Source organism: Rhizobium sp. SVR5-9E (assembly GCF_056755095.1).
On sequence record NZ_JBNDHS010000044.1, the window covers coordinates 20,850 to 32,966 of the forward strand.

The 12,117-nt window shown below is 59.0% G+C and carries 11 protein-coding genes and 1 pseudogene; 7 read left to right on the top strand and 5 right to left on the bottom strand.

Going from position 1 to position 12,117, the window contains the following annotated elements:
* Positions 1 to 64 precede the first annotated feature (64 nt).
* A complete protein-coding gene (locus ACPYOJ_RS19515) occupies positions 65 to 529 on the top strand; it encodes a Kazal-type serine protease inhibitor family protein (protein WP_481417724.1) in 465 nt (154 codons plus the stop codon).
* A gap of 58 nt (positions 530 to 587) precedes the next feature.
* Here ACPYOJ_RS19515 and ACPYOJ_RS19520 read toward each other — a convergent pair whose 3' ends face one another.
* Together ACPYOJ_RS19520 and ACPYOJ_RS19525 are read right to left on the bottom strand one after the other, a co-directional pair.
* Complete coding sequence (locus tag ACPYOJ_RS19520) at positions 588 to 2,048, bottom strand: hypothetical protein (protein WP_481417725.1); 1,461 nt, start codon at positions 2,046 to 2,048, stop codon at positions 588 to 590.
* A 93-nt stretch (positions 2,049 to 2,141) separates the two neighbouring features.
* The gene (locus tag ACPYOJ_RS19525; protein ID WP_481417726.1) at positions 2,142 to 4,232 is read right to left on the bottom strand and encodes a putative bifunctional diguanylate cyclase/phosphodiesterase; all 2,091 of its coding nucleotides are present in this window, start codon (positions 4,230 to 4,232) and stop codon (positions 2,142 to 2,144) included.
* A gap of 318 nt (positions 4,233 to 4,550) precedes the next feature.
* Here ACPYOJ_RS19525 and ACPYOJ_RS19530 point away from each other — a divergent pair, with 318 nt between their 5' ends.
* From ACPYOJ_RS19530 to ACPYOJ_RS19550, 5 genes and pseudogenes are all read left to right on the top strand, one after another.
* Positions 4,551 to 5,168, top strand: a complete 618-nt coding sequence (locus tag ACPYOJ_RS19530) for a 50S ribosomal protein L25/general stress protein Ctc (RefSeq protein ID WP_481417727.1) — start codon at positions 4,551 to 4,553, stop codon at positions 5,166 to 5,168.
* A gap of 180 nt (positions 5,169 to 5,348) precedes the next feature.
* On the top strand, positions 5,349 to 7,706 hold the full coding sequence (locus ACPYOJ_RS19535; protein WP_481417728.1) for an EAL domain-containing protein: 2,358 nt from the start codon (positions 5,349 to 5,351) through the stop codon (positions 7,704 to 7,706).
* Between the two features lie 25 nt (positions 7,707 to 7,731).
* Positions 7,732 to 8,451: a substrate-binding periplasmic protein gene (locus ACPYOJ_RS19540; RefSeq protein ID WP_481417729.1), complete on the top strand. Its 720-nt coding sequence runs from the start codon at positions 7,732 to 7,734 to the stop codon at positions 8,449 to 8,451.
* An 83-nt stretch (positions 8,452 to 8,534) separates the two neighbouring features.
* Positions 8,535 to 9,251, top strand: a complete 717-nt coding sequence (gene pth / locus ACPYOJ_RS19545) for an aminoacyl-tRNA hydrolase (RefSeq protein WP_481417730.1) — start codon at positions 8,535 to 8,537, stop codon at positions 9,249 to 9,251.
* A gap of 3 nt (positions 9,252 to 9,254) precedes the next feature.
* Positions 9,255 to 9,395 (top strand): annotated as a pseudogene (locus tag ACPYOJ_RS19550) (GNAT family N-acetyltransferase); the annotation flags it as partial.
* A gap of 434 nt (positions 9,396 to 9,829) precedes the next feature.
* Here the strand turns inward: ACPYOJ_RS19550 and clpS are convergent.
* The 3 genes from clpS to ACPYOJ_RS19565 all read right to left on the bottom strand — a co-directional run bounded on the left by clpS (position 9,830) and on the right by ACPYOJ_RS19565 (position 10,864).
* The gene (gene clpS, locus ACPYOJ_RS19555) at positions 9,830 to 10,141 is read right to left on the bottom strand and encodes an ATP-dependent Clp protease adapter ClpS (RefSeq protein ID WP_168830836.1); all 312 of its coding nucleotides are present in this window, start codon (positions 10,139 to 10,141) and stop codon (positions 9,830 to 9,832) included.
* Between the two features lie 67 nt (positions 10,142 to 10,208).
* Complete coding sequence (locus ACPYOJ_RS19560) at positions 10,209 to 10,610, bottom strand: type II toxin-antitoxin system VapC family toxin (RefSeq protein WP_481417731.1); 402 nt, start codon at positions 10,608 to 10,610, stop codon at positions 10,209 to 10,211.
* The gene (locus ACPYOJ_RS19565; protein ID WP_481417732.1) at positions 10,607 to 10,864 is read right to left on the bottom strand and encodes an AbrB/MazE/SpoVT family DNA-binding domain-containing protein; all 258 of its coding nucleotides are present in this window, start codon (positions 10,862 to 10,864) and stop codon (positions 10,607 to 10,609) included. The genes ACPYOJ_RS19560 and ACPYOJ_RS19565 overlap by 4 nt, the downstream gene beginning before the upstream one ends.
* Before the next feature lie 129 nt (positions 10,865 to 10,993).
* Here ACPYOJ_RS19565 and ychF point away from each other — a divergent pair, with 129 nt between their 5' ends.
* Positions 10,994 to 12,097, top strand: a complete 1,104-nt coding sequence (ychF, locus tag ACPYOJ_RS19570; RefSeq protein ID WP_481417747.1) for a redox-regulated ATPase YchF — start codon at positions 10,994 to 10,996, stop codon at positions 12,095 to 12,097.
* Positions 12,098 to 12,117: the final 20 nt, after the last annotated feature.

The following is a 12,117-nucleotide window of genomic DNA, read 5'->3' on the forward strand; positions in this document are numbered from 1 at the left end:
CGCTTCATCGGCGTCAGGCTTTCGTCTACGTTCGCCCCTATTATTTGCCCGGGGAGCAATGATGATGAAAACCAAAAATCTGAAGACTTCACGGCGGCTGGCGCTCGTAGCGCTCATCCCTCTGCTTTCCGCCTGCACGGTCGATGTCAATCCCGGCTATTCACGCCCGCCGCCACGCCCTCGCCCGCCTGGGCCGCAAATGTGCACGATGGAGTTTGCACCTGTCTGTGGCGAACGTGGCGGAAGGCTGCAAACGTTCGGCAATGCCTGCGAGGCCCGCAAACGCGGCTTCATGATCGTCGGCCGCGGCGAATGCCGCCGTGAACCGCCACGCTTCCCGCCTCCGGCACCGGGCCGTCCCGGCAGGCCGGAGAGACCCGACCGCCCTGAACGTCCGATCGGCATCTGCACGCGGGAATATGCGCCCGTTTGCGGTCAGCGCGGCCGTCAGACCCAGACCTTCCCGAATGCCTGCGAGGCGGGCAATGCGGGCTTCCGGGTGATCCGCGGCGGCGCGTGCCGGTTCTGATCATTCAACGTTCATGGCGGCGATAGCATTGGCTATGGCGGGGCGTGGAGGCACTTTTTTATTGCCGCTTATCAGGACCTTTGACGATTTGACCGTTGACGGTCACCGATCCATCGGGGCTGACCGTCACGTCCCAGCGCTGGCGGCCGTCCGGATCGGTCTTGGCGAAACCCTTGACCATCAGCATCCCGAAGGACGCCTGGTTGAGCTCGGGATTTTCCTTGGCGAGCTGCTGGACGGCGGCGATCGTCTTGTCGTAGTCGCGCGCCAGGATCGAGGCCTGCAGCGAATAGTCCTTGTTGCTGTCGATGCGGCCCTTCATCGTCCCGGAAATATCGATGTCATAGACGCCTGACCTGGCGCTGATCCTTGGGAAGTCGACCACAAGGGCGCCATCGCGGAAGAGCTTTTCGGCCGCCCTCTGGCCGCTTTCCCCGGACGACGCCTTGGTGAAGTCCATTTTCATGAATTCGTCGCCGAAAGCGGCAAAATCCATGTCGGGGATACCAAACTGCACATCTACCGTCTGTGGCAGGAATGCTGAATAGGCGGCAGGAATTGCGGGACTGTCAAAAGTCACATCGGCAGCATTGATGGCGACGCCGAGCCGCGTCGCATTGCTCGGTCCGTCGACGGCGAAATGATACCCGACGCTCTTCGCCCCACCACTACCTCCAGCGCTTATCACAGCAAGATTGTTGAATGTGATGGTTTCTTCAAGCGAAGAGATCAGGGGAAACGCGTCGCGCAGTAAGCCCTTCAATTTGTCTTCACTCTCCTTGCTGAGCGGCTTTTCCTCGGCATGGTCGAGAATGAAAACGCCAATGTCCTTCAGTTGCCTTGCAGGCACGCTGTTGACCTTGCCGTCGAAATCGATGGAGTTGGCGTTGATCTGGACGGGGGGCACTCCCCTGCCGCTGACCTGCTGGGCAAATGCCGTCATAGTGCCATTCGCCGCAAAATCAGTCCTACCGGCGGAGGCGCTATCGGCAGAGGTGAGCTTGTATTGGATGTCGCCAACGCTGGCGTTGACCTGGTCGGTATCGGTCGCCGAGGTAATCTTGATGTCCTTGGCCCGGAAGTCGCCGGAGCGGAAATAGCTGATGGCCGGATCGAAAACCGCTGTATAGACCAGCGAGGCGATCGAATAGGCGAAATCGGTACGCTTCTGGTCCGGCCCCTTGAAATGCCCGGAGACGTTCAGGCTGTTGTCGCCTTCGACATTCCAGAGCCCGTTGTCCTGCGGCGTGGCGAACATCGAAATCGGCTTCAGCCCACTGATCGCGAAATCCGCCGGGTTGATGTTGGAGAGCAGCTTGGCCAGATCGTAGACGATCTCGTAGCGCGCACCAGCCGGGTTGACGGCCACGACCCCGCTCTTCGCGATGTCTTCGGGCAACAGCTTGTTGAGATTGTCGCGGATCGCGTTCGCGCCATCCTGGTTGATCTCGGCGGCATGAGCTGCCGTCATCAATCCGAGAACAAGGGCGCTCGTCGCCGTCATCAGCCTGTATCGCATGAATGTGCTCCTCCGCGGCGTGGATCAACAATCATGTGAGAATGCGCGCGGCCGGATGTCAACCCAGCCGCTTGGCACTCGATAATGTTTTCATCAGGCCGCTGCCGCGGTTGCCGGGCCGCCTTTGGCATCCAGACCCGTGCCATCGGGTTTGGGAGCGGGCGTGCCGCTGACGATCTCTTCGATGCCCGAACGCGGCACCGGCTTGCCGAAAAGGAAGCCCTGCACCTGCAGGCAGCCTTCGCGCCGAAGGAAGTCGATGTGATCCTCGTTCTCTACGCCTTCGGCCAGCACCGGAATATCGAGGCTTGCAGCAAGGATCAGGGTCGAGCGCACGATGGCCGCCGACTGCTTGTTGGTCACGACCCCATCGACGAAGGCGCGATCGATCTTGATCTTGTCGAAGGGGAAGCTCTGCAGGGTCGAGAGCGATGAATAACCCGTGCCGTAATCGTCCATTGCCACCTTGACGCCCATGGCCTTCAGCTGCCGGATGATACGCAGCGCATGCTGATGGTCGGCGATAATGCCTGACTCCGTGATCTCGAGTTCGAGCCGCGAAGCCGGCAGACCCGTCTGCGACAGGATGTCCTGAACGATCTGAGGCAGGCGATGGACGCTGAGCTGCTGCGGAGCGACATTGACGGCGATGCGAAGCGGGTTCTTCCAGGTCGCCGCCTCGGCACAGGCCTGGCGCAGAACCCATTCGCCAAGCTCAAGGATAAAACCGTTGCGTTCCGCGATCGGGATAAACTCCAGCGGCGGAACATAGCCGCGTACAGGATGCTTCCAGCGCAGCAGCGCTTCGAAGCCGAGAACGTCGCGGGTCACCGTGTCGTTCTGCTGCTGGTAGAAGAGCTCGAATTCGCCACGCTTCAGGCCGTCGCGCATCTCGATCGCCAGTGCATTCCGCTCGCGTGAAACCTGATCCATAGACGCATCGTAGAAGCAGATGCTGTTGCTGGTGGCGGACTTGGCGCGATACATCGCAATGTCCGCCTGCGAAAGAACGTCGTCTATCGTGTCCGCCTGAGCGGGATAGGTCGAAATGCCGACGCTCGTTCCGACACAGAGCGTCTGCTCTTCCCACGACACAGGCTTGGCGACCTCGTCGATAATCCGCTGCGCCAGCCCCGACGCGTCGGAACGGATGAAATAGTTGCTCATCACCGCCGCGAATTCGTCGCCGCCGATGCGGGCGACGAATTCGCCCTCGTTGCCCAGCGAAGCAAGCCGCTCGGCCACCGTACGCAGAACCGCGTCGCCAGCCGCATGACCGTGCACGTCGTTGATTTCCTTGAAGCGGTCGAGATCGAACGAGAGTACGGCGATATTCGCCGTCATGTCCTTCGGCCGCTTGGCAAGCACGGCAAGGCGCTCGTTGAAGGCAGCGCGGTTCGGAAGGTTCGTCAGCGGATCATGCAGCGATAGGTGACGGTAGCGTTCGACAGCCTCCTGGTTCGATTGCATGTCGATGACATAGGTGGAGGCGCCGAGCGCCAGAATGACGATCATGACGGCAAGGACGAGACCGGTCATGACACCGACGGAGATCAGCTCGCCGGTGACCGGGACGATATTGTCCGGAACGATGGTCAGACCGGCCATGCCGGTGAAATGCGTAAGCACGATCGCAAGCACAAGCGCGAGGCCGGAACCGTGCTTGCAGAAGCGCGTCAGCGGCCGCGCGACGCGGTTGGTGGCGATGGCCCCGAAGACGGCAGCCATGATGAGCGAAGCAACGACATCGGCCTGGTTCCACACCATATGACCGGCGACCTTGTATCCCGCAATGCCGACATAGTGCATGGAAGCAATACCGAGACCAACAATGGCACCCCCCGCCTCTACCAGCGCGCTCTTCTGGGTGCTGGAAGCGACCGTGAAACCGGCAATGCTCGCCATGACGGCGATGAAAAGGGAAAGAAGCGTCAATTCGGGTTCATAGCCGCTCAGCGTTGGCGATCGATAGCCGAGCATGGCGATGAAATGCGTGGTCCAGATCGTCGAACCGCCGACGAAACCCGACAGAAAGAGCCAGTTGCACTTCTGTAGCCCTTGCGTCCTGCGTGCACGTGTGAACAGCCGCATCGTCAGCATGGATCCGAGCACGCAGATGACCGTGGCAAAGATCAGATGCGAGAAGTTGTGTTCGACGGTGATGCAGGAAATGATGCGTAACATTGCAGGTGGACCGGGACATTGAAATCGAGCCACCTATAGTCAGACCGCCAGTACGATCCATTAATTCGTTCGGAATTGCGATTCGATGGTTAAGTAATCGTCTAAATTGCAACCGGCCGATGGACAGGCACAACTAATGGCATGGGCGGACTTACCCTGTCTGTCCAGCTTGCGTTTCCCGTTCACTTATACTATAGCGCACGCGTCCGCGCAGACACCCTTGGAGGCAACGCGGATGAGGCTGCCATAAGGCGCTTCCAGTCGATGACCGGCAAGACCCGGACTGAGACTCTCCAAATAACCTCGAAAGGAATAGCCATGAGCCAGGAAACTTACGAGCTCAAGGCCGAGGCGCGCGAACGGGTTGGTAAGGGGTCCGCCCGTGAACTTCGCCGCAACGGTTTGATTCCCGCTGTCATCTATGGTGACAAGCAGGCCCCCATTTCTATCGCGCTCAACACCAACGAAGTGACGAAGCGTATTCATTCCGGTGGTTTCATGACGACGATCGCGACGATCGACGTCGGCGGCCAGAAGTACAAGGTTCTGCCGAAGGACTATCAGCTCGATCCGGTCCGCGACTTCACGATGCACGTGGATTTCCTCCGCGTCTCCGGCAACACGCAGGTCACCGTCGAAATCCCGGTTCACTTCATCAACGAAGAAAAGTCGCAGGGCCTGAAGGTCGGTGGCGTTCTGAACATCGTTCGTCACGCGATCGAAGTTCATTGCCCGGCTGATGCGATCCCGGATTCCTTCAACGTTGACCTTGCGGGCAAGAAGATCGGCGACAGCATCCACATTTCCGATATCACGCTGCCGAAGGGCGTGTCGCTGGTCATCGCAGACCGCGACTTCACGGTTGCGACGATCGTCGCTCCGGCGGCCGGCGTCGACGAAACTGCGGCTGAAGCCGAAGGCGAAACTGAAGCCTGATCCGCATACACTAATTTCTAATCATAAGGCCCGCTTTCCCCTGGAAGGCGGGCCTTTTCGCTTCGGGACGCCGGGTCACTTCAGCAACATTTAACACATTTCATGAAAGCATCATCTGGGCAGTTTTGCACAGGCCGCGTTCAGCCGTTACTGGCCGCGAAAGTGTGACCCCGGGGAACCATGAACAATTCCGTTGAGAACAGATTTTTTTCAATTGTCTGCGGCGCGCTTCTCATATTTGTAGCGCCTCTTTTTGTACTCTTTCTATTCCTTTCCTCCAAAAGCGCTGACGAAGAAATACGCGACCACATCTCCGTTCTTCTCGTTGCCAACTCTCAGGCGCTCGCAAAGCCGCTGTGGGACCTGGATGAGGAAATCGTGACGCAGATCAGCGCGACGATGGTTTCGCAGGGCGCCATTGTTAAGGTCGAGGTCCGCGATCAGTCCGGCCAGCTCCACGTCACCCAGTCGACGATCCCGAAATCCTTTGATGGCGAACTCGTCCAGGTTTCCCGCGCAATCATCTACAACACCGTCGACGGGCCGAAGAACCTTGGCAGCATCGCGGTCTATTATCCGAAGCTCGGCCTCTTCTCCGGTCTGAAGCATGAAGAAGTCGTCTTCCTATCCATCTTCATCGTTGCAGTGATGGCTGTCTTCTGCGCGGCTGTGATCGGCAACCGTCTCTTCGTTATTCAGCCACTTATGAGGCTCATCGCAGCCGTCGAGGCAACCCGTCAGCTTGGGTCCCGTCATCACGTCGACTGGCAGTCGAGCGATGAAATGGGCCGCCTCGCCCGTAGCTTTAACGAGATGCAAACGAAGCTGGAACGCGAAGAGAAGGAGCTGAAGCTCGCCCATCGCCTCGCAACCGATATTTACAACCTGACTCCCGCCATGCTCTTCTCGCTGGACAATCAGGATCGGATCACCGCGGTCAGCGACTATTGGCTCGTCGCGACAGGTTACGCGAGAGCGGGCGTTGTCGGACGCAAATTCTCCGAACTTGTTACCGCAGACACTCGCGACGCCTTCAACAGCCGGCGCGAAGGCTCAGCAGACGGCACGGCACTCGATGTGACCGTCAAGTTCCTCTGTGCCGATGACCGGGTTATGGATGTCCTGATCCTGGAATCCAAGGCGGCGACCGGATCCAACCAGCTCTCGTTGTCGGTGATGACCGACGTCACGGAACTGAAGGCGTCCGAGGACCGCAACCACCGCCAGGCGATCACCGATCACCTAACGGGCCTGCTGAACCGCCAGGGCTTCGAAGCCGCCCTCGACAGCAAGATCGCCGAAGCCGACGCCGCAGGCCATGAGCTTGCCTGCCTGTTCATCGATCTCGACCGCTTCAAGTGGATCAATGACAGTCTTGGCCACGCCGAAGGCGACCGCGCCTTGCGCGAACTTGTCGGGCGGCTCAACACGCATCTTGCGCCCTCCGATCAGGCAGCTCGCCTGGGCGGCGACGAATTCGCCATCCTGCTTCCCGCCAAGGATGGCGAAAAGCGTGCCAAAGCCATGGCCGAGCAGATCGCATCCGTCTTGGAAACACCTTTTGGTCCCGAGCTGCATCTAAGCGCCAGCATCGGCATCGCGATCTATCCGCGCCATGCGTCGAATGCGGCTGAACTCCTGCAGAAATCGGATATGGCGATGTATGCGAAGAAGCGGGATGGCAAGAACGGCGCCCAGCTCTTCGATAACAGCATGCTGCACAGCGCCCGAGCGCGCGCCGAGATCGAAAACCATATTGAGAATGGACTCGCCGAGGATTGGTTCGACGCCTACCTGCAGCCGATTGTCGGCCTCAATGATCGGCGCGTCGCCGGCTTCGAAGCGCTTCTGCGCCTGAACCACCCTGAGAAAGGGCTGATGCCACCGGCCGAGATCATCCATGTCGCCGAGGAGACGGCCAAGATCGTTCGCGTGGGCGACGTCATCATGGAGAAGGCCATCGGGCATCTGGCAAAGCTTTCGCATATTGCGGGGCTGCAGGATGCCTATCTTGCGATCAACTTCTCGCCGTTGCAGTTCGAGCCCACCCTCGCCTCCCGTCTTGCCGCGCTCCTTGGGCGGCACGGCGTTCGTCCGGATCGCATCGTCGTCGAGATTACCGAAGCCGTGCTGATGCACGACAACCCGCAGATTCGCATGATCGTCACGGAATTGCGCCGCTTCGGCTGCCGCATCGCGCTCGACGATTTCGGTACCGGCTATTCATCGCTGAGCTATCTCAACCGCTTCCCGGTAGACATCATCAAGGTCGACCAGTCCTTCACACGATCGATCAACGATGCCAACGCCGATGTCCGCCACAAGAGCCGGATGCTCGTCGAGAGCATCACCACGCTGGCGCACAGGATGGATTGCACCGTCATCGCCGAAGGTATCGAAACGGAAGAGCAATGCCGCACGCTGCACCTGATGGGGCTTGACCATGGCCAGGGCTACCTCTTCCACCGTCCGGCGAATGTCTCGAACTTGATCGATGATCTCACCGGGGCGATGGGTGAGGTAGCGAGAGCCTCATGATCTGCAAATTGGAGGAGGAAATGCGATGAAAAAGCTCCTGCTTCTTGTTTACCTGGCGCTTTCTTGCACTGCCGAGGGACACGCCGAGACGGTACATTTCACCACCGAGGAATACCCGCCCTTCAACTATCGCGACGGAAAGGTCCTCAAGGGCGCGACCGTCGACCAGGTCGAAGCAGTGATGAGCGCTATCGGCGTCGACTACACGATCGAGATGATGCCTTGGGCGCGTGCCTATAGCCTCGCACAATCGCAGCCGATGACCTGCGTCTTCGCCACCGCGCACAATGACATGCGCCATCCTCACTTCAAATGGATCGAGCCGCTGCTCGTCGATCGCAATATCCTGATCAAGCGAAAGGGTTCGGACGTGGCTGCCAGCAACCTCGAAGAGGCCAAGAAATACACGATCGGCACGCAGCGCGAGGACTATACAGAGATGACGCTCAAGGCGAAGGGCTTCACCAAGCTTGACGTCACGACGGATTTCAACGCCACGCTTCGCAAGCTGCTCAACGGCCGCATCGAGATGATGCCCATTTCGGAGCTCTATTTTGATAAGCTCAAGGCCGATCAGCCCGTGGAGATCGTTACCGTGCTATCCTCGCAGCCGATGGGCATTGCCTGCCACAAGGATTTTCCGGCCGACCTGCAGGCGAGGATGCAAGCCGCCCTCGACGCGCTGATCGCCGACGGCAGGCAGAAGCTGATTTTTCTGAAATACGGGTTGCATCTCGGCAACTAGCGTGGCGTCCTGCCTTTGCACTTGACTTCGCGTGCGTTTCGCGGTGGTGAAGCGATACAGGTGTTCAAGAAACGGACTGGCCAATGCTGATCATCGCGGGTCTCGGCAATCCCGGAAGCAAATATGCCGGAAACCGTCACAATATCGGCTTCATGGCGGCCGACGCCGTCCACCGGCGCCACAGCTTTTCGCCCTGGTCGAAGAAGTTCAAGGCCGAGATTTCGGAAGGCGAGCTTGGCGGCGAAAAAGTGCTGCTGATCAAACCGCAGACCTACATGAACCTTTCGGGCGAATCTGTTGGCGAAGCGATGCGCTTCTACAAGCTTCAGCCCGCCGATCTCGTTGTCATCTATGACGAGCTCGACCTGCCGCCCGGCAAGGTCCGGCTGAAGACCGGCGGTGGCAATGGCGGCCATAACGGCATCAGGTCGCTCGACGCTCACTGCGGCAAGGACTACCGGCGGCTGCGCCTCGGCATCGGCCATCCGGGCGTCAAGGAACTGGTGCAGCACCACGTCCTCGGCGATTTTGCCAAGGCCGACCAGACCTGGCTGGAGCCGCTCCTCGACACGCTTGCCGACAACGCCGACATGCTGGTCCGCAACGAGGATTCGCAGCTGATGAACAAGCTCGCGCTTGCCCTCGGCGGCAACCCGGAGGAGGACAAGCCAAAGCCGGAAAAAAAGCCGGCGGCAAAATCCCACATCCATCAGGCGCGCAATCACAACCAGCCGAAGCTGCCCGCGACCGGGCCAATGGCGGACATGCTGAAGAAGATGTTCGGCAACAAGGGTGATTGAACCATGTGTGCCGGCGAACTCGTTATCCGCACCGCCGAGATTGGCGACCCACCGGGCCTCCTTGCTCTTTACCATGAGCTCAACCCAACTGATCCGGTCATGGACCGCGCGCATGCCGAAGAACTGTTTCAAGCGATCCTCGCTGCGAGGGTCAAATGACCAAGTTGAACATATATCGAGCGTGTTTGCTCGTTTTGCTCGCGGGTGTCGTATACGCTTGGCCAATCGTCGGGATCGTCATTGTAGGATGGTGGGTAGGTGCGCTGATCGGCCTTTTGGCAAAAAGTACTACTCCACCCGAACGGCAAGACTCCACCTTTCCGATCGGCAACACAGATAGCTTGGGCTGTTTGAGCGCGCGGCTTTGTCTTTGGAATGGTTTCTACGTCTGGAAAGATCTGGACCACGACTATTGGAAAAGGGATGCCCAGTAGGCGCCAGTTCAATGCAGGCCGATAAGTAATCCCAGAGGTCATGACACACCTACAGCTGGCGAGCTTGCCGTTGCCATCCTCGATCCGGCATGACGGGCTGCCCGAAAACAGCGGATGTCGGAGCCTGGTCAGGAGATCGCCAAGCTATTCCTCCGGCTCAGCCGTTAACATCAGCGGGAATCCTGCCTCCTTCGCATAGTCCATCGCTTCCTTGACTTTCGTCTCGGCAATGTCCTTTGCGCAGACGACGACCACGCTGGATCCCAGCTTGTGCGCCGTCATCATGACCCGATAGCCCGTTTCCTCGCTCATCCGGAAAACGGCCTTGAGGATCATGACGACGAATTCGCGGGGCGTGTAGTCGTCGTTGAACAGGATAACCTTGTAGAGCTTCGGCCTATCCAGCTTCGGCTTGGTCTTCGTTTTAGGCTTTATGGCAACGTTGCTGTCACTCATCGGAAGTCCACCGTTGATGACATGGGAGGAGCGCTTGCCCGCCGGGGCTGCATCACTCAATCTAAAGTCAGTTTGGGGTCAAGAGCAAGCAATCCTGGCCGGCATCCCGTAAAATTGAGGCCGCCTTCCGGTCAAACGTCGCAAATATTTCGCTACCCTGCCTCTGTCCTTCAAGCACGATGATGCCATCGGCAAAATCTCCACCGGCGCGGAGAAACCGCAAACCTGCTGAAGCCGCAGGGCGATCCATCGCTATATTCGAGATACCGGAAAGCCGCGTGATGACTTCCACAAGCTCGTCTGCGGTAAAATCATACAGCCGCCGCAGTACCCACATCAATTCGCAAAGCGTCTGGTTAGTAATGATGATGTCATTGGAACGCACGAGTTCTTCAGCCTTGTCGCTTTCTTCGCGATTGTCATGCGTCAGAATGCGGACAAGAACGTTGGTGTCGACCGCAATCTTCAAGGTTTGACCTCGCCTGCCCAACCGGCCTCAATCGCCTCGTTGATCTCCTCGATCGAGCGGCTTCTCTTTGCCTTGTGAGCAAAGAGGCCGAAGATGCTTTCGATGGGCTGCCTAGGCTTAAGCCCATGGATATTGGCTTGGCCTTTGGGGACTAGATCGATCTCGATCTCGTCACCAGGACGCGCGCCGAGATGGTCCAGTACCTCCTTCTTCAGGGTTACCTGGCCCTTTGCCGTTATCTTCAGTTTGATCACGCTCAAATCTCCTCCCTGATACGGTAAGGCAAAGGTGCCTTACACGCAAGGGAAGCGGAAAAGCTTGACCGCATGGCTCCTTTATCCCATAGGCAAGGCAACGATTTCAGCGAATACGGACATCCAGCCATGGGCTTCAAATGCGGTATCGTCGGTCTGCCGAATGTCGGCAAATCGACACTCTTCAACGCGCTCACCAAGACGGCAGCGGCGCAGGCGGCCAATTACCCCTTCTGCACGATCGAGCCGAACACCGGTGAAGTCGCCGTTCCTGATCCGCGCATGCAGAAGCTGGCTGCGATCGCCGGCTCCAAGGAGATCATCCCGACCCGCATCTCCTTCGTCGATATCGCCGGTCTCGTGCGTGGCGCTTCGAAGGGTGAAGGCCTTGGCAACAAGTTCCTCGCCAACATCCGCGAAGTCGATGCCGTGGTACACGTGCTGCGCTGCTTCGAGGACGACGACATCACCCATGTCGAGGGCCGCATCAATCCGGTCGGAGATGCCGACACGATCGAGACCGAGCTGATGCTTGCAGACCTCGAGAGCCTCGAGCGCCGCGTCGAGCAGACCCGCAAGCGCGCCACCGGCAAGGACAAGGATTCCATCGCGCAGCTGCCGGTGATGGAAGCCGTCATCAAGCTTCTGAACGAAGGCAAGCCGGCCCGCCTGCTCCTGAAGACGCTGGCACCCGAAGAGATCGAGATCCTCAAGGGCCTCAACCTTCTGACGTCGCATCCGGTTCTCTATGTCTGCAACGTCGCCGAGGCCGACGCCTCCACCGGCAATGAGCATACCTCAGCCGTGGCAGCCATGGCCGAGGAGCAGGGCGCAGAATGCGTCATCATCTCGGCGGCGATCGAATCCGAAGTGGCACAGCTGCCGGAAGAGGAATCGAAGGAGTTCCTCTCGGCGCTCGGCCTTGAGGAAGCCGGTCTCGACCGCCTCATCCGCGCTGGCTACCACCTGCTCGACCTGATCACCTATTTCACCGTCGGCCCGAAGGAAACGCGTGCCTGGACGATCGTGCGAGGTACCAAGGCCCCGCAGGCCGCCGGCGTCATCCACACCGACTTCGAACGCGGCTTCATCCGTGCCTTCACAATCGGCTATGACGACTACATCAACTTCAAGGGTGAAGTCGGTGCCAAGGAAGCCGGCAAGGGCCGTGATGAAGGCAAGGAATATGTCGTCCAGGACGGCGACGTAATCCACTTCCGCTTCAACACGTAAGCGTTCGCGCGGCCGTTGGG